The organism is Neobacillus sp. NPDC058068 (assembly GCF_042885335.1).
In the GTDB taxonomy this organism is placed as follows: Bacteria; Bacillota; Bacilli; order Bacillales; family Cytobacillaceae; genus Neobacillus.
Map to the genome: position 1 here is coordinate 69,701 of NZ_JBHVSI010000023.1, position 20,642 is coordinate 90,342.

The following is a 20,642-nucleotide window of genomic DNA, read 5'->3' on the forward strand; positions in this document are numbered from 1 at the left end:
TCCTAATCATTTCTTTTAATTGCTAAAAATAATGGCTGAAATATAAAAGGAGTTTTCGCAATGGATTTCACGATTTCTCCCCAAATTTCACCCAACATTCACTTACTATATAACTTTACTATTAATCTGTTACTATTTACACAATTGATAATATTATGTATTATCAGACAAAAGAGCGATGAATTTATTATAAGTCAGTGATTCTAAACATTCAATGTATTTTAAAAATTTTTATTTTCGGAAAAATTTATTACCTTTCCGAAAAATGAATATTCTTTATAAGGAAGGGTGCCTCAGCATGTCTTTACAAACAAATTTTCTATTGGATTATTTAACAGTGAATACCGCATATGAATCACAAACCATTCCAAACAAAAATCAGGTAACATTTTTATCAAAAAAAACTGGAATTCCCCAACTATGGACATGGACTGAAACATCAGGGCAAATCAAGCAAGTAATGGATTTTCCTGATCGAGTAGTTTCCGTACATCATTCGCCTACAGGCAAATATACAATAGTTGGCATGGATCATAAAGGAAATGAAAAACAGCAATTGTATTTAGTAAAAGATGCATTAAATCAGGTGGAGGAGCTCGTTATATCACCAGACTATTTTCATCTGTTCGGAGCTTGGTCACCTGACGAAAGAAAAATAGCATGGAGCAGCAATCGACGGCATCCAGGGTATTTCGATATTTATGTGCAAAACTTGGAGACAAAGGAATACGAAGTAGTTTACGAGTATAATGGAAATTGTACCCCAATTAAGTGGCTTTATAATAGTACCAAGCTATTAATAAGCGTCCAAGAGACGAACATCGATAACGCCCTTTATCTATTAGATATCGAAACAAAGAAATTGCAACGTATAGGGTCACAAGATAAAACAGGGCGCTTTCATTCAGTCCAGCTAACTAAAGATGGAGCTGGAGGATTCTTATTAAGCGACGTAAATGATAATACGAAGGCCTTATATTCTTTCACATTTGAAAACAATGAGATGAAGAAGGTCCTTCACATACCGAAATGGGATATCGACGAAATGAAATTATCCCCGGATGAACAAAAGCTTGTGTATACGGTAAATGAAGGCGGTATCTCGTCTATACATATTCTTGATCTAAAGAGCAATAAATCGATGCAAGTAAAAGATATTCTAAACGGAAAGCTTGATTCTTTATCCTGGTTAAATGACGATGAATTTATTTTCACGCTAAAAAGTCCTATTCAACCGGGAGATATTTGGCGTTACACCCTTTCTGCCAATACGGTAGTACGAATTACCTACTTTAGCAAATCAGAGAAAATTGAAGCACAGTTAATTGAACCTGAACTACATTCCTTTACTTCTTTTGATGGTTTAGAAGTCCCTTATTTCTATTACGCAAAAGAAAAGAAGAAACAGCCTGCAATGATTTATGTTCATGGAGGACCTGAATCGCAAATATCGGCCGAATACCATCCAACAATTCAATATTTAGCTTCACAGGGATTTGCAGTAATAGCCCCTAATATCCGAGGAAGTATGGGGTACGGCAGAAACTATGTAAAACTGGATGATGTCCGAAAACGTATGGATGCGATTGCTGATATCGCCTCGCTTGTTAGGCATTTGACAGAGCACAACCTTATTGACCCTGAAAAGGTAGGGATTATGGGGAGAAGTTATGGAGGATTTGTGGTTCTTGCAGCAATCACGCATTATCCAGACCTCTGGTCAGCCGCAGTTGACATCGTCGGTATTTCACACTTTAAAACATTCTTGGAAAATACCGGTCCATGGCGCCGTAAACTTAGGGAATGCGAATACGGCTCACTTGAACATGATACGGAATTTTTTGAGGAGATCGCACCACTTAACTTGACAGATCGTATTAAAACACCATTACTTGTTTTCCATGGAAAAAATGATACGCGAGTTCCAATAAGTGAAGCAGAACAACTTGTCAACAATTTGAAATCTCGAGGGAATGAAGTAGAATTTATCATTTTCGAAGACGAAGGCCATTTTACAGAAAAATTAGAAAACCACATTACGCTTAACAGCACCACCGTTGAATTTATGAAAAAGCATCTGACCTATTAAACTAAATTGGGTTAGACCCCCTGAGTGAGAGTCTGACCCGAAATTTGCAGACAAAATGACTGTTCAGGGAAACTATCAAACTGCCTGTCACCCTTCTTTTCCGTGTCTAGTGTGTCCTTTGTTGGTGTAGATTTTGTAAATGACAATGTAAGCTGTTCTACATCGGGGTTTGAGCTTGAAATCCGGCGAATCCCCTATGTAGACTGCTTCTACATCGATGTTTGCGATGAAAAATCCACAAAACCCCTATGTAGACCGTTTCTACATCGATGTTTGCGATGAAAAATCCACAAAACCCCTATGTAGACCGGTTCTACATCGATGTTTGCGATGAAAAATCCACCAAACCCCTATATGGAAACCACTGATCCTACAAAACTCGACATATATCAGGTAGTGACAGTCACCGGAATTAAAGCCTCGGTGAACGGTGAATGACGACGGCGAGGGTCACGCATTTCTTGTCGAACCCAGAACCTCCAAATAGTGCTGATTGTACATAATGCCTAAGATGTTCCCAAAGGGATCGACCACGGAAGCAGTGATGAACCCCTCGCCACGCTCTTTGGGTGCCTCGTATTCTTTCGCTCCCATAGACAGAAGCTTCTTGAAAGTTGCTGTTACATCGTCCACGTGCCAGTACACTACGGCACCGGCCGGACCGGTCGCTGAACCATCGGGCGCGTAGCGGCTATCAATCAAGCCCAACTCGTGCTGGTAGTCGCCGAGGCGAAACTCGGCATATCCAGGACGTTCGAAATATGGTTCGATGCCCAATAGCTCAGCGTACCACTTCTTTGCCGCTGCTAGATCATCTGTCCAAAAACTGACTGTGGTGAGTCCTCGTAATGTCTGTATGTCGCTCATATCGATTTCCTCCTTAATGTGGATAGTACGTCCCGATGCTAAACTAAATAAACATCTTCTGATTAACTTCGATTTACTTACGAATAATACCTTCTCTTATTCAAGAAAATGGCCTTTAACATAAAGAATTACGCCCGATTGTGGCAGATCGTTTTTGGCTATTTCAGATTACCCACATGTCTTTCCAAATGCACGGCATGCCTACTCAAACTTCAACTGTAAGGATACCGCTTGAATGATTTCCACTTTATCTTACTTTCCTTGACTCTTCGTGAAGTATAGCTCGACTGCGGGCTACAAATTCAAACAGAAATTTAATCTCCTGTTCATTATATTTTTCGAATAGTTCTCTCATAGATTGGCTAAAAGAAGCGAAGAGAGGGAGAATCTCTTTCTCCACTTTTTGAAGATGTACATTAATGATGACCCTTCTACGGTCATTCGGATCTTTATCCCTATACACATAACTAGCTTTTTCGAGCCTGTCAATCACGCCAGTAACAGTTCCTGTCGTAAAGCCAGTCATTTCGGCCAGCTTGCCAGCAGTCATCGGATAGTTCTGCAAGATAATATCCAGACATTTGTGATCTGTCGAATTCAAGCCCAGTCTTTCAGCTACGTTTTGATGGAACATGATGGTTTCCGTGCTGAAGTTCCTCAATTCCTCATTAAATAATTCTAATAATTGTTCCCTCGATAAATTTTCTTTTAACATTTTGAAAACCTCCGCATATAAATAATATATCTCACGAGATAAGATATTTAGTAAACGAGATAAGATTCTTATTAAACATAATATATTCAAAAACTACAGTAATAGTTCAATGAATATGCACATTATTAGCAATCGTTAGACGCGGATGTCTTATATGAGTGGGAGAAAAAATAAATTGAGAGGTGTTTTTTCAATGAATTCACTGAAAGAAGTTCTTTCGCAAAATAAAGAGATTACTATTCATACGCTTGCAAATTACATGAAGCAACATACTCGGAATAATTGGAAATCCGTATTGCAAGAATATCAATCGGAGTTTCAGGATTCATTTGATAAGTCAGGGGAATTTGCCTATGGAATCTTCGGACGTAAGTTGTTCGGGCCTTTGATCGAAGAAATTGAGCGTGAAGGGTTTGTCTTGGAGTCTGATCATTTGGCTTCATCTTTGGAGTATTGGGGGCCGCCGGAAGAACGGGAACGGTGCATGTGGCATATTTGCAAACGAGCCGATGGCACTCCAATAGGGAGCATGGTCACCCGTGTCTTTCACGATCATACGCAGTTTCGTATACCCCGTTCACCCGATATCATAGCACTTGAGAAAACGGAAAAAAGCGAGATCGTCGAGGCGCTTTCCCGTGCTTCCACCCGCATCACCAAATATAGCGAATTCACCGGTACATTTTTAACAGAAAAAATCGACAATGACGAACAAAAGGAGCAAGGTTGGGAATACAGTGTTGAGGTCGGATTGGGAGATTATCTTGAAATCGATAACCCCGAAATGAGCGAGGGGATGCTTGATCATGCTCTTTCTCTTTGGGGACACAATAACTGGGAACTAACGTCAGTTGTTCCTTATCAGGGACGTCTAATTGCTTTCTTTAAACGTCCTGCTTTCGGAAGAGAGTAAAAATTTAAAGTAAGCACTGTAGTTACGTGCCTTCTAAGGTGTAGGACCATGGGAATTAAATGACTCTGTTTGTTACTTTAATCATTAAAAACGAGCGCTTAGCAGATTCTTGCTCGTAGGAAAGCTGCGAAAGTCAATTCGGTAAGCAGATTGCAGTTGATCACACGGTTACTGTTACTGTTTCTACCTAAAATTGTAGCTAACCCCCTCGATATCTTCTACTCCTTGACGTATGGGTATCTTAGGGGTTCGCTTATATTAAGTCCAATGCTCCACAAACTTGAAAGAATAAAAACAGCTTTCATTATGTAGTAAACAATGTTCCATTTAATGCTTCAGTATACCTTTTTGCTGATTTCTGTACTGACATATTGGCATTATCATTTACTATGCGATGAAAAGCATTATACAGTCGATCAAATTTCAACTCTTTTACGATATCTGCAATTTCGTGGACTTTAGATGCTGGCAGTGGAATGAGGTTAGGATAACTATACATAAAACTTACCCATTGACGGTCAGCAACCACTTGGATAATATCACCCGTTAGTAAGATCCCTTTTTGATTATTACCATCTTTCCATTCCAAAACAGCTCCACCTTTAAAGTGTCCTCCTAAACGATGTAGAACAATTCCTTTATGTAATTCGAAGGATTCACCTGACCAAAAGATGATTTTATTACTTGGTCTCATGACCCAATTTTTGTCATCTTCATGAATATAAATAGGTACATCAAATGCTTCTGCCCATTCTACTTGAGTTGAATAGTAGTGAGGATGAGATAATGCTATGGCTTGAATACCTCCTAGTTCATTAATTAGTTGAATTGTTTGATTATCCAAATACGTAATACAGTCCCATAATACGTTGAATCCCTCAGTTTGGATTAAATAAGCTGTCTGCCCTATCGCAAACTCTGGTTTAGTTGTAATACTATATAAACCGTTTTCTTCTAAAAGGATTTCATTTTTATATTCTTTTGATTGCTTCATATTTTTTAAAGTAGTCCAGGATTGGCCAGAAGGATTAACATATTGTCTTTCTTCTGTACAAATCTTACATTGCTCAGGTATTTCCGCTGAACTTTCATATTGAACCCCGCAAGTTTCACAAATATAGCTATTCAAGACTTATCACCCTTTCTATTTCTCATAAAAAAAATATTCAACAAACATATGATAAATTCCTTTTTGGAGTAATCTGTCCTTTAGCAATAAGAAAAAGCCGCCAAATGGCAGCTGGATCTTCAACATTAGCGCCCTTTAGCTGAATAAGTAAAATTTCTATGTTAGCGCCTATATTTTAATAAAATTAAATTAGTGTTCCCGGCGACTAACCATTTTAGTCAGTTCCGCCTCAAGTCGATTAAAGTTCTGTTCATTGGCTTCGTAACAGAAACTTCTCACTTTTTCGCATTCTTTAACTGATTTGTGGAGCATTTGCCATATAAGTTCGGTTTTGCCTTCTTTCTCAGCAAATGTAATGGTTAATAAAAATTCATGTATTGGCCCCAGATGGTGGATGACAATCTTTTCAGGTTCAATTATTTCGGAAAAGATGGATTTATTCTCATAATCTACACCATTGGGTCCATGCATAATGAAACGCCAAATACCGTTTGGTCGCATATCGAACTCATGAAACGTATTAGTAAAGCCCTCGGGTCCCCACCATTTTGCCAAATGATTCGGGTCACTGAATGCTTTGAACATGATTTCACGTGGTACATTGAAGATACGTGTGTTGACAATCTGACGATCAGAGATTGGCTCAGGAGAGTTAATAATCTTCGATACCCCAGAGGATACTGTTAACTCTTGATTATTTTTCAACTGTTCACCAAGCTGATCCAGCATAATACTTGTCCCGTGCTCACGAACTGCAGCTGTATCATGGCCGTCTAGGAATGCGCCTTGCTCGGTAAAAATCAGGTGTGTTCCTTCATCAATTTGTTTAAACTCGACCGTTGCTACAGAAACGGAAATCCGTGTTTCATCGAGATCCATGGTGTAAGAATAGACAATACGGTGGTCAGGAATGATCTCCTGATATTGAGCCTTAAATGTGTAAACAGGACCTCCTGGAGGGCCGCCATGATTTATCTCTTGTCCACCCACTCGAAAATCAAACTCTTCCGCCTCAGTGAACCATTTTGCTTTAAGCTCTGGGTCCGCCCATGAAGCGAATACCACTTCAGGTGTGACATTATACATCTTTTCAATAACAAAGGTATCGTGTGTTGCAAAGTGCTTTTTCATTTTCACTTCCTCCTTTTTTGGTGGGACGGATGATTAGCAAGGAATTCCCCAAGTCGATCAAATTGGCGCTCCATATTCTTTTGGTGCCCGTAAAAATAATTTTCATGGCTTTTCTTCATCATTCCAATTGAATTTGTAAAATCTTGAACCGTCAATGTCTCTTTCGTTTGCAAAATTTCAGATACATTTTGCAATTCTTTTAACAGCTTCTGTTGAACTCTAATATTTTCTCTTAAACGTTCTATTTGAAGATTCACCACTTCAATAGGGTTATACGTATCGTCGGCCAGGATCGATTTAATTTCCTCGAGCGTTAACCCTAAATCTTTTAGACTAAGAATTTGCTGTAACCGCGAAAGATCTGTGGCGTTATATAGGCGATATCCTCCTTCTGAATAGTCTGATGGTGAGAACAGTTCAATTTGGTCATAATAGCGCAAGGTCCGAATCGTTAAACCTGTTAACTTTGCAAGCTCTCCTGTCTTCCATTTCTTCTTACCTGAAACTAAAATAACCATCCCCTTATTTTCGCGCGAATTTCTACCGGTATCTTTACTATAAACCGTTACGTCACGTAAGAGTCAAGGGATGATAAAAATTTTTTTGAATTATGAGAAAATCTATATCCTGCCCCGTTTGCTTTAGTGTAACTTCTCACTAACAATCTTTAACCGGTATGTTTACTGTTCATGATTCCTCAGCAATCTGGCCCTTAACATAAGAAAGAGCACAATTCTTACTGCAGAAATGCGCCCTTTAATGGAATATCACTGTTTAAACCTAGGCTCTGTTATTATTCATTGTTGATTTTCGTGTAGGTTTGAGAATTCATAGGCGGAGAATTTCCGGCTAATGTATATAAAGGAAGCTTAAGAAGCAGATATAAGCGGAGATATTCCGATTAACTGCTCTAAATTAGGCAAAATTCAACGATTTGGATAAGATAAACGGAAAAACTCCCTTTATTTTTAAGGAAATATGGATATTTCCCAATTTAAACGGAATTTTTCCGTTTATTTTTCAAACACAGTGAATTCAACATTCAGTTATAACAGAGCCTAAACCTAAAACAAGAAAATCACCATGTTCACTCAACAAGTAGTCTCCGCAAATGACCAGTCACTTGCATGTTTCAAAGTAATATCGATAAACATTGATAAAGCTGGAGAAATCCACTTATTTTTGTGATAAGCTACTTGGGAGAAAATTTGTGTAAAGCCACCGTCACAGGGAATAATTTTTAACTTCCCTTCCTTGATTTCATCATTTACTGTCATTAAAGGTAAACAAGCAATACCAAGCCCACTCATTATACAACGTTTCATCGCTTCTATACTCCAAAGCTCCATCGTGTGGGAAGGTACAATTCCCCGTTCTCCAAGGTATTCTTCAAACATCTTTCGATAACTGCATTCTTTCTCGTTTACAATCAAACACTCACTTATCTTTTGGTTTCCGCAGCTTTTATCTAAACTATTCAGCGAACAACAATCAGCGCTTCCAACAAGGACAATAGGTTCGTCCAATAACGAATGGACGATTAAGTCTGAATCCTGCAACTCTGGCAACATGACAAATGCAATATCTGCACTACCATTAAGGATTGCTCTCTTGTTATCACCGCAGGTGGCGTTACTTAAACTGATGCTTACATGAGGAAACTTCTTTCTATATTCTCTTAATATTGGTTCTAGGCGGTATACCGTTAGAGATTCCGGAGCCGCAATCTTTAACTCCCCTCTTACATCCTCTCCATCATTGTTAATGCTTTCGATCTTTCCATAGGTATCTAAAATCTCTTGAGTATAAGGCAACAACTTCCTGCCAATATCAGTCAATCTAACCTTTCGACCCATTCGATCAAACAGAGGTGCGCCTATTTGTTCTTCAATAGCCTGAATATGAGAAGTCACCGTGGATTGGGTGTAACCTAATTGTTCTGCTGCTTGTGTGAAGCTACCCATTTCAATGATCATTTTAAACGTAACAAAATGGCGTATTTCCATCATTTCACCAACTTTCATTATTATTATTGCTTTTATAGTATCAAAAAATTCAATGGATACCATCATATCTTTCAATTTTACTGATAATAAGTCATGAGTTAATATAAAGGACTATAGAAAGCAGGATATCATATGAAGACAACAGAGGTGGTTGAGTTTTGAAACGTATACACTATAGCTGGTTTATTCTTGCCATAACATTTTTTTCGATTATTGTGGCTGGAATTGTAAGGTCATCTTCAGGGGTCTTCATAGAACCTTTTGAAAATGAATTTGGCTGGGACCGTTCAATAATTTCACTAGCTTTTGCTGTGGGTTTATTTTTATATGGTATATCAGGTCCTTTTATGGCTGCATTGATTGAAGTACTTGGTTTAAAGAAGATGATGCTTTTATCTATGGTAACAATGTTGATAGGAACTTTGCTTACCCTAATGATGCAGCATTCGTGGCAACTCATCATCATCTGGGGCATTATTATAGGGATCGGTTCAGGGTTATTCCTAACAGTGCTAAGTCCCTATGTAGTGACCCGATGGTTTGAAAAAAGAAGGGGGCTTGTGTTAGGAATATTAACAGCAAGCACAGCAACTGGTCAGTTAATTCTGCTTCCCATCTTAGCGAATATTATAGAAAGATATTCGTGGCGTTGGGCGATTGCTTTAATTATGATACTTTGTGTGATCATGCTAGTATTCATTTTATTTTTTATGAAAAATTCTCCAAAAGAAATTGGTATTCTTCCTTACGGTCTTAAAAAAGAAATAGAAGATAATAATAAAGTACAGAAGAAAAATCCTATTATTATTGCATTCAACGGTTTATTTGAAGCAGTAAAAGTGAAAGAATTTTGGTTGCTAGCAGGTAGTTTCTTTATCTGTGGTCTTTCAACAAGTGGTTTAATCGGTACTCACTTTGTCTCTTTTTGTACCAGCTACGGCATACCTTTGGTTACAGCTGCTTCGCTACTTTCATTAATGGGGGTTTTTGATCTGCTAGGTACAACCATATCTGGTTGGTTGTCAGATCGCTATGATAATAGATGGTTATTATTTTGGTACTACGCCTTACGAGGTGCATCACTTGTTTTACTTCCTATTGCGTTATCTAAAGGCTCCTTTATGTTACTAATTATTTTTTCTGTTTTTTACGGATTGGATTGGATTGCAACAGTGCCACCAACTGTTGGCATATCGAGGCAAGTCTTTGGAATTGAAAAAAGTGGAATAGTATATGGATGGATTTCTGCTTCGCATCAGGCTGGTGCTGCAGTAGCAGCATATGGAGGGGGTCTAATATATAAATTTTTCAACTCTTACACTTGGACATTCTTCTTGGCAGGAGTTTTCTGTATATTAGCAAGCTTATTTGTCATTATTATTAAAAAACAACATTCAAGTCAATTACCTAAAGAAGGAATAATGAAGCAATGTGCAGAAAGCTAAAACTGATGTATTTACTTTACTCTTACTGCACAGGATAAATTATTTTTCTGACAAAGTTTTTATAGATTCTGAAAAGCATCCTGTATTCAATAGATTCTATAATTTAATGATTAAAAGGTGCTTTTCTGAAGTAACCAAAACCTAATTTCTAGGTGCTTTAAGCGAGAAATTAGGTTTTTTAATTTGGGTTTCCTTTGTTGATTTGAAAGAAAGTTTGATCAAAAATACCTCGCAAACCCGTATTTTATTGTAAATAAGAAGAATCCATTTTGAAAGAAAGTGATATGCTCCCCATTAGGTAGACAGATAAAAAATAAAAATCTGTTTATCTAAGGGGAGTTTTTTTATGGCTCGAATGAAATATTCTAAAGCTGAAAAATTGGCTATTTTAGCTCTTTATAAAGATGGTCATCATTCAATAGCTGACATTACTTCTAAATTTTCTGTTGATCCTGGGACGATTAGGGATTGGAATAGGAGGTATGAAGTGAATGGTGAAGAAGGTTTAATAGACGCGACTTCTTGGAAGCCGTATTCAAAAGAGCTAAAGTTAGCAGCCGTCAATGATTATCTATCAGGGCACTATTCGTTAAGCAAGATTATCCAAAAATACAATATATCCAGTACTGCGATTTTGAGAAAATGGATTAAAAAGTATAATAGTCATAGAGAATTAAATGATACCGGAAAAGGAATGACAAACTCTATGACAAGTAGAAGAAAAACAACATTAGAAGAACGAATTCAAATTGTAAATTACTGTCTACAACATCAGAAAAACTATCAACTCGCAGCCGAAAGCTATGGTGTTTCTTATCAACAGGTATATCAATGGGTCAAGAGGTTTGAAGCGCATGGTGAAGAAGCACTACAAGATAAACGCGGTCGAAAGAAAGAGGAATATGAATTAACAGATGAAGAAAAGTTTAAACTGGAAATGAAACGTTTAGAGCGAGAAAATGAACGATTACGTGCAGAAAATGCTTTTTTAAAAAAGTTAGAGGAACTCGAAAGGAGGTGTCGTTAACAAGCATTCGTCTACAAAATAAATATAGAGTGATTCAAGATTTACATGCGAATGAAAATCTACCAGTAATCCTTTTATGTGAAATTTCTGGTGTATCTCGTGCTGCTTATTACAAATGGCTACAGCGTACGCCAACAGCTAGAGAATTAGAGAATGAAGCAATTCTTCAGGATATTCAAGCTATTTATGCACGAGTAGGAGGCATTTATGGGTATCGAAGGATGAAATTAAATATTAATAGGAAATATCATAAAAAGTTTAATCACAAACGTATTTATCGCTTAATGCACATCGCTGGATTACAGTCCGTGATTCGTCGGAAAAGAAAGCGCTATGTTCCCTCATCTGCTCAATATGTCGCTGAAAATCGACTCAATCGTGAATTTACTGCAAGCAGGCCCAATGAAAAATGGGTAACAGATGTCACGGAGTTCAAATTAGGAAACGGACGGAAAACGTATTTAAGCGCCATTTTAGATCTTTACGATGGCTCCATTATTAGTTATGTATTGGGACATTCAAACAATAATAAATTGGTATTTCAAACATTGGATCAAGCTATCACTATATTAAAAGAGAATGAACATCCATTGATTCATAGTGATCGAGGGTATCAATATACGTCGCATGGGTATAAGAGAAAAATAGAAAAAGCAAAAATGATTCATAGCATGTCACGTGTAGGAAAATGTATAGATAATGGACCAATGGAATCGTTTTGGGGAACGTTGAAGTGTGAAAAATATTACCTACATAAGTATGAGACATTTGAAGCGTTACAACAAGCGATAGATAATTATATTCAATTTTACAATAACGAACGTTACCAAGAAAGATTAAACGGCTTAAGCCCATTGGAATACAGGCTTCAAGCCGCTTAAAGTATTTTTATTATTTTTACTGTCTACTTGACAGGGAGCAGTTCAAAGTTTAATCAAAATAGATTCTTCTCTTGCATATTTAAATTTCGAGTTTATAAAAAAGTTTGATCATTTTCTAACTGCGTTGCTCAACAATAGCGCCCTTTTCTTGAATAAACAAAAAGCTGATATTAACTGGTATTATTCAATTAAAAATCCTCAACTGTTAGTGATCAAGGAGTATAATTATTCTTGTCCGTTGTAGTAGAGTAACGGCGTTCATGCCAGTGACCTACGACTTTTTGGCGAGTATTGGACGAGAAACTTAATTCATTGGGCTTCCTCGTCGGCCGAGGGGCCGTAGATGCCCGGCACCGGAATATCGAGAAGCCGCAAATAAACCCCGAGCTGCGCCCGGTGATGAACCATGTGGCTTAATCCGAAGGTGCGGAGCGCGATCGCCCGCGGCTCTCGGAGGATGATATGGTCGCCGTGGCGCAGAGTCCATTCCTCGCCGAGCGCTTTCTCTTCGCATTCGGTGAGCAGCTTTTCCAACTTGCCGACGTTTACATCGTACTCCTCCAGAACGTCAGCGCGTTTTTCCAAAGGCTCGCGCCTCAGCGGCACGGTCGAAAGATCGAACTCCGGGTACTGAAAAATCGCGACTTGCCAGTTTAGCAGGTTGATCAGGTGCGTGGCCAGCCCGCCGAGCGTCATCGATTTCTCGTGCGGCTTCCACGTCATATGCTCCTCGGGCAAGCGTTCCAGAATGCGGCGTGTAGTGGCCAGTTCATGCGATGCGTCGCCGACGATCAGTTTTTTGACCATAAATTCCTCTCCTCCCTTATGGGTATTGTAAGAGCAATTAACTTATTCTTTTTTAATATTCTTTATCAGAATGAATTATTCCTTTAAATATTATTATTTATCTAATGAGATCTTCAATTAAATGGCCCGTTTGTTGAATAAGGAATATTTTAATTTATTTGGTATTTTTAGCAAATATGCTGTAAGCAAGACTAAAGTGTTCATACTAGTGGCTTTTTAGCAGTTAGGTTTCATCGGAAATATCGCTGAAAGATTATTTTTAGAATCCTTTTAAATAATTTATGATTGACAATCGTCAGGTGCATGTATATATTTTATTATATGAATATATGCTCATATAATAAAATAACAAACATATCACTACTGGAGGCGAATCCTACATGAATGAGGATCTGAATAAAGATGAACTTGAAATGAATAAAGATCAGCATATAGACGAAGAAACATTATTTGTTGTGTCTCAAACCTTTAAAGCGTTAAGCGATCCAACACGAATTCGCATTTTAAACTTGTTATGTTCGGATGAACATTCCGTCAATCATATTGCGGAAATTTTAAATTTAAGTCAGTCATCCGTATCACATCAATTACGTTTCTTAAAAAATTTGCGATTAGTCAAATTTAGAAGAGAAGGCACAACATTATATTATTCACATGACGATAATCACATTATGAATTTATTGAAACAAGCAATTGAGCATGCTAGTCATGTTTAAAAAATCAAGTTATTAAATGAATGGAGGAATTTATATGGCGGATCATCACGATCATAATCATGCACATAACACAAATAAAAAAATATTATTCCTATCGTTTCTAATAATTGCAAGTTATATGTTTATAGAAGCCATTGGGGGGTACTTAACCAATAGTTTGGCTCTTTTAGCAGATGCAGGTCATATGCTTAGTGACGCCTTTTCATTAGCTATTGCATTAATTGCTTTTAAATTAGGAGAAAAAGAAGCGAGTCAAAGTAAGACATTTGGTTATAAACGTTTTGAAATTTTAGCTGCCGTTTTAAACGGTGTAACTCTTATTTTAATTGCTTTGTATATTTTCTATGAAGCAATTGAACGCTTTACAAATCCACCGGAAGTAGCCTCACAAGGTATGCTGATAATTAGTAGTATTGGTTTAGCTGTCAATATTCTTGTTGCTTGGATTATGATGCGTGGTGGGGATGTAGAAGAAAACTTAAATATGCGCGGAGCATTTTTACATGTTATTAGTGATATGCTTGGTTCAGTTGGTGCCATTATCGCAGCATTACTTATCATGTTTTTTGGCTGGGGTTGGGCAGATCCATTAGCAAGTGTTATTGTCGCTGTACTTATCTTACGTAGTGGTTACTATGTGACAAAATCTGCGATACATGTATTAATGGAAGGTACACCGCAAAATATAGATATGAACGATGTCATTCAAACTATCAAAAAAACTGCAGGTATTCAAAGTGTTCACGATTTACACATTTGGTCGATTACAAGTGGCTTAAATGCCCTTTCTTGCCATGTAGTTGTTAATAATAAATTAACCATTGCAGAAAGTGAAAAAATGTTATGTAAAATTGAACATGATCTTGAACATATGGGGATTCAACATGTGACAATTCAATTTGAAACATCTAAACATAAGCATGATAATTCTATTTTATGTAAAGTGAAGGCTAAATCAACTGGACATCATCACCATCATCATTAAATTACGTAAAAAAGAATATTGAGTCCATTCTAGTAGCATCCTCTTTAAATCGTGTTGAAAAAAGGTTTTAGCCATACTGGAAATTTTTTACTTCTCCATATACCCTACTATGGTATGGTAATGTAAAATTAGAAGATGATCAAGTTGAAGTAACATTTAATGAATCGCAAGTATCCCTTAATAAAATTTATGAAACGATTGAAGATCAAGGATACGAGGTAGAATAAGAGTGCTTCGATTGCACTCTTTTTTCCTCAAAAAAATATACATTCTATAGGTATGGAAGAGGTGGAAAACATCATGAGCACAGAAGTAAAAAGGAAAGCTGTTAAAGAAGCGAGTATTCAAATTACCGGAATAACTTGTGCGACATGATATCCTTTTTAGGGTCTTTGAACCAATAGTAAAATTGATTATAAGAATGGATACGTTTAGTTTCTTTATAGAGGGTTTTATTAATCTCGTAAGAAAATATTTGTCGATATCCTGTTAGAACTTTAGCAGAAAAAAGAACAATATTCCCCAGAAAATGATTCCATTCTTTTCAATCTACATAATTCCACTCTATTTCCTTTTTCCCAACACTGGTCAAAGGTTTGATTAAAAACGCCGAATTCCTTGGTATGTATCGTTTTTATATTATTTATAAGGAAAAAGATTGTCGGAATTCCATCGGATTTAAATAGGAATAATCCGTTTCATCATTCCAAAGGGCAATTTGTGCATAAACTATCATTCTTTGACTCATTTCCAGCTATCACATCACAAACTCAAACGTATCGTTAAAAAAGGCCCATTTGTCACAAAATATTCCTTTTATTATTTGAAAGTTTTGTGACAAAATTCAAGTCGGTAATCAGACCACCCTATGCTCATTTTGACCTTGCTAATGGTTTAAAATGGATCTACTTTATTTGACCTTAGCAATACCAAAGAGATGAGTTGTTTTTCGCCAATGAAGTTAGCGGCCAAGATGAAAATGATACATATATAGATCCTGAATGGGAAGAGCTAGACGATACGCTCACTCCTCGTTAGTCGATAGGTGGGCAAAAAGAAGAAGAAAGAAGAAAAAAGAAAAAAAGACAACAACAAGAAAAAAAGCCATTCCGCCTACAATTAAGAACCATTCAGACATTGAGAATCCATTACGGAATAATCAAAAAGTTGTTGGTGTTAAAGGGATGGAAATTAGTTGCCTTTCAAAAAGGGGATCACACCGATGGCCCCGGGATCTCACACAATGTCTGGGACAAGAAGCCTGTCCCCCCCTCCCAAAATGATAAAAAAATCACCCCAAATTGCAAAAAACAGCTTCAAAATTCGATTTTGAGGGCAAAAATGAACGTTTGGGCTCAAAAACCGCTCCAAAAACGAACTTGCTCGGTTCGATTAATTTAGCTAAACCCGATATCGTAGAAGTGCCGGAAACGTGGTCTAGACTCACGGTTAGAAGGCTTTGATCATAGCGATGAAGGGCGGTTTTAATGTGGTGAATTTAAAATCTGGCACTATTGAAGGATTTGAACAGTTTTCGCAGTTTTCCTCACTTAAGGATTTTAATACTCATTATGAAATGTGGCTAGCTGAACACAAGGATGATTTTTCAAAAGGAGAATTGCTTGGAATGAAACGGCTGGTGCGCTTTGCTGCCAAAATTCCTGGCGTCTGCAATGCCAAGATTGGCACTATTTTAAAAGCGATTCACGATGAGTACCATGACAACGGCATCTCTCGCTCTACGTTTAAACGGATGATCTTAAAAGCAAAGGACCTAGGCCTGATTACGGTTTATGAAACAGAACGAAAAAATGGGTCACAATCCAGCAATCTCTATGTGTTTCATCGTTTTCCAACAAGTGAACCACCCAAACAGGAAATCATGGACCACCCTAAAGAAACTAGTAATCTTTCTGAAACAAAAAATAAAGAGATAAAAGAACGTAAGGAAGAGCCGATTGAACTGGATTCCACCTATGTTAGCGACAAAGTTCCACAGCCTTTTGTCCAGTTGGTGAAATGTTTCTTTTCTGAAGCAAAGACGATTGAAGAGTATTGGAGAATGGCGCAAATTCCCGCCTATCACTATCTTTTTGAAAATGAGCCGGATCAAATCCTAGATGTCGCCATCCAATCCTTTAAGCAGCTCATCCGGAAGCTAAAGTTCAACGGAAACGTCAAAAATCCATTCGCCTATTTTTACGGAATCACTAGCAAGAAGTTTAACCATCTTTATTTCGCACCATTTGATGACATGTTTGACTAGAATGATGAGGAAATCGTGTTGGGAGAGGGTTTAAATTATCGGCACTTCCCATGGAATGATTCATGCGTCAGCTAAAAGGGGTTCATTAGAATTTGCTTATCCATGTAAGGAGTTGGGACAAGATCCCCTCGTCCTGCTGAATTGTCATGTATTTGTCACGAATTGGCTCGAATTATGGGGATTCTTGCGTACTTTAGTCCGTGGTAATAAAGTCCTAATTATTATTTAATTAACAAGAGGAGGTAATCATTAACATTTTTTCTAGATAATTTCCGCTACGGAAAGGGGAGGATGTTCACATACATGAAAAGCGCAATCCTATTGTTCATCAGAGAGTTCTTATCAGAAATAGTAGCAGGAAAACTTTTTTTCAAATCAATTGATTTAAAGGAGAGGAATACTATTATTATTCTAAAAAATTATTTTATTGAAAAGAAAATGATTTTAATGATGGGAGAATATGACCAAATCGGGAAGCTGTGTGCACGTGTCGTGGCAGGAAAATCGTCTTTTCTGGTGGACAGACCGCCCTTACATCTATTAAATGATACATTAACATACATAGGATTTGATTTAAAAGGGGCAATGACGGGGGCAAAATCGATCCTTGGCAAGAAAAAGAAGTGTCCAATCATCGTTAATCCCTATCTGGGTATTTCCCTTTTTCCGAACAAATCACCACAAAAGGTGGATTGTATCTGGTTTAACCCCGAACATATTATCAAAACGACAGCTATGGGCAATGAGACGAAAGTAGAATTAAGTAATGGTTATTCTATTAGGGTCGATTCAAAATCATCTACCTTCAATGACAAAATCCAGACAGCCAAGCATTTAATACGGTTGTCGATGGAACGAGGCAATCATCCTGGTCCAGTTACCTTCTATCTCGAACCAAAAGAAGGACGCCAACTGTCCAAGGAGAAAACAGGCAAGTACAACTTTTCTTCCTTAGAAGATGAGCAGAAATAAAAACTTCAAGCTATACGATGTCAATCGTTCAAAAGGAGAATGTCATTGAAGAATTCGGAGGTTCATTTTGGAATGGTATTGAAAGATTTGAGGAAGGCGCAGCAGCTTTCACAAGAGGGGCTGGCAGATCGCAGCTCTTTAGATCGGTCCTATATCAGCAGTCTTGAAAGAAATCTTAAAAAACCCGGCTTAGATACAATCATTGCCCTTGCAGCAGGGCTTGATATGAAAGTTTCAGAAATGTTTAAAGAAATAGAAGAGCATCCCGAAAACGATTGGTTATGGGATCGGTTTTAGTACTCAGACTTTAACTCTTTCTTTTTAAACACTTGCTATAAAAGGATTTAAACATAAGAACTTTGTCAAAAAAAGCACTCTTTGTTATTGAATGTGGAAATTTCAGAAACTTCAAGTACAATTAACCTGAAAGTGATAATCAAGGGGGGATTAGTTTGACTTCAATCTTAGATAGTGTTATTTTTCCGGATGATATCTTAGAAGGAATGAGGATCGAAAGTATCATTATCAGCCCCATTGCCAAGCATTTGGGCGTAGCAGCGCTATCGGGTAAGTCGGAGGACATGCATGTATTGAGACTGTACCAGTTGATATTGAGGGAAGATCAGAATTACGTTCCTACATTTGAACTTGAAGCATTTGCTTTCTACTCAAGGAAAGATTTAACGGATTTTGTTGTTCGTTTACCAGAAATGTCGGCGATTGAAATCCTAATGGTCATGAACCAGGAGCCCACTATGACTCATTAAACAGCACAAGTAAGGGCTGACATATGTGGCTCTTACTTTTCTTTTCGCCGCATTTTCTCTCTTAGCGTGATTACAGCCACAAGAATGTACCACTTCTGCCATGCTTTGTACCATCAGTTGCCATGGAATTTACCACTTGCTGTCAACGCATTTACCAATAGAAAAACTTTAGAGATATTGAATTGAAAAAGCCTAATCCTCCTATTTTTACCGAGGAATTAGGCTTTTGTTAAGCTTTCCGTAATAGCGCCAGAAAGTGGACTACCAGCTTTTATTGCACAGTATATTTGTACTGCAAAGCAAAGAATCTACTTAATAAGCAAGTTCTTGTTCAACTAAAGCCTCCGTTAGTTGAACAAGATTTTATCAATTTATAAGTCTTATCTATCAGACCTTCTTTTTCTTTTTATGAATAAGATACTCAATAAAAAAATAATAACCCAGTATAATGCATTAATTATATCACTTTGAATGTGAATGCCATTGGCACGTAGTATTGATTTAAAAACAACAAAAAAAATTCCAGCAATAATGTAAAAAAGCACGACATGTTTTAGGGTCATAAACTTACTCCCTCTTAAAATTTTTCTTGGAAACACATTTTCCAAGTATATATCTAACTAAAAAAAAAGTACCGCCCCACAAAAGAATCCCAACAAAACTAATTGATACACCATTCCTATGGACAGTAGAAACAGTCATCATGTCATCGTGGAATAGGTAACTTATAAAATAATAAACAAAATAAATGAAGAAAAGTAAGAATACATCTAATTTAGTCAACTTTCCTTTTTTAACATTGATAATAGAAAAAATTATTCCAGTAATAAGAAAAATCAACCAAAACACGAAATTATTCAAGGTCACATACTTACTCCCTTATTGTTTTTAATATTTTTATACATAGTTCGTAAAAGTATTCAAATTCCTTCCTCAACAAAACTGCCCGTTAGCACAATAAAAAAAGGCTGCCGCAGCAACCCAATCTTAAGACAGCTGTTCTTTTCATTTAACACAACCATATGATAAAATGTTATTAGAATTTTCCGAATAACGGAACGTTCATTGTTCCATTAAAGGGCAGTTTAATAGCTATATACAACACGCCGCAAATGAATTTTGACCAAGGGATTATCTATTAAAGGGATTAAATTGGAGGGAATAGAAAATGGATGTAAGGACACTTTTGTTACAGCAATGGGCAAGTTGCTTAGATCAAGAAGACTGGTTTCCACCACTTGAAAAAGTGCTAGAGGATATCACTTTTGAACAGGCAATTTGGAAACCAGTTGAGGGGGCACATTCCATTTGGGAATTAGTTTGTCATTTGCTTTTCTTTGAAAAAAGAATTCTGTTACGATTTCTTGGTGAAACAACAAATGAACCAAAGGCAGAAAATAATGACGCTACATATCGATTACCAACTGAGACATCTCAAAATTGGCAGAAAACAAAACAAGAATACTTTTATGTTCATCGTGAACTAGAAAAAATACTAGCAACATCAGAACTAGAAGATTTGTATAGAGAGATCCCTGAAGACAATCCATTAGTGATTGAACTGAAGAGTTTAGCAATGCACGACGCCTATCATATTGGCCAAATTGTATTCCTTAGTAAAATGCAAGGAGCTTGGGCAGCAAAACGCAGTTTTTAAAAAGATTTATTAGCTTTACAGTTATTCCATTATAGGGGGCTTTAAAGGAATAAGAACGTGAACGTCCTATTTGGACGTTCACATATTTTATACCTAAAAAACAACAATAATATTTAACAAAACCTATTAAAGGAATCAGGTAAACCTTCTTCTCTCATATTTAACTTCTTCCTAAACTCCCTCAGTTTAATACGAATATCTCTCGAATGCTCACTTATTCGCAGGATTTCATATCCCTTGTAATTGGATTTACTTGTAATTGAAATGAG

18 protein-coding genes are annotated in these 20,642 nt (G+C 37.1%); 11 read left to right on the plus strand and 7 right to left on the minus strand.

Annotated features, from left to right (window positions below):
* Nucleotides 1-298 precede the first annotated feature (298 nt).
* Nucleotides 299-2,089, plus strand: coding sequence for a S9 family peptidase (locus ACFVSW_RS22980; RefSeq protein ID WP_387318937.1), 1,791 nt, complete (start codon nt 299-301; stop codon nt 2,087-2,089).
* Nucleotides 2,090-2,539: 450 nt separating this feature from the next.
* On the opposite strand, the gene ACFVSW_RS22985 is transcribed toward ACFVSW_RS22980, so the two are convergent.
* On the minus strand, nt 2,540-2,956 hold the full coding sequence (locus tag ACFVSW_RS22985; protein WP_387318938.1) for a VOC family protein: 417 nt from the start codon (nt 2,954-2,956) through the stop codon (nt 2,540-2,542).
* A 247-nt stretch (nt 2,957-3,203) separates the two neighbouring features.
* A complete protein-coding gene (locus ACFVSW_RS22990; RefSeq protein WP_387318939.1) occupies nt 3,204-3,671 on the minus strand; it encodes a MarR family transcriptional regulator in 468 nt (155 codons plus the stop codon).
* Between the two features lie 193 nt (nt 3,672-3,864).
* Here ACFVSW_RS22990 and ACFVSW_RS22995 point away from each other — a divergent pair, with 193 nt between their 5' ends.
* Nucleotides 3,865-4,584 (plus strand): DUF6022 family protein, encoded by a 720-nt coding sequence (locus ACFVSW_RS22995; protein ID WP_387318940.1) that lies wholly within the window; start codon nt 3,865-3,867, stop codon nt 4,582-4,584.
* A gap of 304 nt (nt 4,585-4,888) precedes the next feature.
* Here ACFVSW_RS22995 and ACFVSW_RS23000 read toward each other — a convergent pair whose 3' ends face one another.
* The 4 genes from ACFVSW_RS23000 to ACFVSW_RS23015 all read right to left on the minus strand — a co-directional run bounded on the left by ACFVSW_RS23000 (nt 4,889) and on the right by ACFVSW_RS23015 (nt 8,916).
* Nucleotides 4,889-5,713, minus strand: coding sequence for an MBL fold metallo-hydrolase (locus ACFVSW_RS23000; RefSeq protein ID WP_387318941.1), 825 nt, complete (start codon nt 5,711-5,713; stop codon nt 4,889-4,891).
* A gap of 189 nt (nt 5,714-5,902) precedes the next feature.
* Nucleotides 5,903-6,844: an SRPBCC family protein gene (locus ACFVSW_RS23005; RefSeq protein WP_387318942.1), complete on the minus strand. Its 942-nt coding sequence runs from the start codon at nt 6,842-6,844 to the stop codon at nt 5,903-5,905.
* A 2-nt stretch (nt 6,845-6,846) separates the two neighbouring features.
* A complete protein-coding gene (locus ACFVSW_RS23010) occupies nt 6,847-7,362 on the minus strand; it encodes a MerR family transcriptional regulator (RefSeq protein ID WP_387318943.1) in 516 nt (171 codons plus the stop codon).
* A 573-nt stretch (nt 7,363-7,935) separates the two neighbouring features.
* A complete protein-coding gene (locus ACFVSW_RS23015) occupies nt 7,936-8,916 on the minus strand; it encodes a LysR family transcriptional regulator (protein ID WP_387318955.1) in 981 nt (326 codons plus the stop codon).
* Between the two features lie 92 nt (nt 8,917-9,008).
* On the opposite strand from ACFVSW_RS23015, the gene ACFVSW_RS23020 reads away from it, so the two are divergent.
* Nucleotides 9,009-10,295 carry an MFS transporter gene (locus ACFVSW_RS23020; protein ID WP_387318944.1) on the plus strand — a complete coding sequence of 429 codons (1,287 nt, stop codon included), beginning with the start codon at nt 9,009-9,011 and terminating at the stop codon, nt 10,293-10,295.
* 346 nt (nt 10,296-10,641) lie between these two features.
* Nucleotides 10,642-12,203 (plus strand): IS3 family transposase gene (locus ACFVSW_RS23025; RefSeq protein WP_387318945.1). Its coding sequence is split into 2 segments (ribosomal slippage): nt 10,642-11,275 and nt 11,275-12,203, totalling 1,563 coding nucleotides; the frame shifts between segments, so codons are not numbered across the junction.
* A gap of 309 nt (nt 12,204-12,512) precedes the next feature.
* Here ACFVSW_RS23025 and ACFVSW_RS23030 read toward each other — a convergent pair.
* Nucleotides 12,513-13,010 (minus strand): DinB family protein, encoded by a 498-nt coding sequence (locus ACFVSW_RS23030; protein WP_387318946.1) that lies wholly within the window; start codon nt 13,008-13,010, stop codon nt 12,513-12,515.
* A gap of 380 nt (nt 13,011-13,390) precedes the next feature.
* Between ACFVSW_RS23030 and ACFVSW_RS23035 the strand changes: the two genes are divergently transcribed.
* From ACFVSW_RS23035 to ACFVSW_RS23065, 7 genes are all read left to right on the plus strand, one after another.
* Complete coding sequence (locus ACFVSW_RS23035; RefSeq protein ID WP_387318947.1) at nt 13,391-13,726, plus strand: ArsR/SmtB family transcription factor; 336 nt, start codon at nt 13,391-13,393, stop codon at nt 13,724-13,726.
* Between the two features lie 34 nt (nt 13,727-13,760).
* Entirely contained in the window at nt 13,761-14,711 is a 951-nt protein-coding gene (locus ACFVSW_RS23040; protein ID WP_387318948.1) for a cation diffusion facilitator family transporter, read from the plus strand.
* 1,489 nt (nt 14,712-16,200) lie between these two features.
* A complete protein-coding gene (locus ACFVSW_RS23045) occupies nt 16,201-16,977 on the plus strand; it encodes a hypothetical protein (RefSeq protein ID WP_387318949.1) in 777 nt (258 codons plus the stop codon).
* A gap of 303 nt (nt 16,978-17,280) precedes the next feature.
* Complete coding sequence (locus ACFVSW_RS23050; protein ID WP_387318950.1) at nt 17,281-17,949, plus strand: competence protein ComK; 669 nt, start codon at nt 17,281-17,283, stop codon at nt 17,947-17,949.
* Nucleotides 17,950-17,994: 45 nt separating this feature from the next.
* The gene (locus tag ACFVSW_RS23055; protein WP_387318951.1) at nt 17,995-18,246 is read left to right on the plus strand and encodes a helix-turn-helix domain-containing protein; all 252 of its coding nucleotides are present in this window, start codon (nt 17,995-17,997) and stop codon (nt 18,244-18,246) included.
* 155 nt (nt 18,247-18,401) lie between these two features.
* Nucleotides 18,402-18,716, plus strand: coding sequence for a hypothetical protein (locus ACFVSW_RS23060; RefSeq protein WP_387318952.1), 315 nt, complete (start codon nt 18,402-18,404; stop codon nt 18,714-18,716).
* 1,168 nt (nt 18,717-19,884) lie between these two features.
* Entirely contained in the window at nt 19,885-20,373 is a 489-nt protein-coding gene (locus tag ACFVSW_RS23065) for a DinB family protein (RefSeq protein WP_090635767.1), read from the plus strand.
* Nucleotides 20,374-20,642 lie beyond the last annotated feature (269 nt).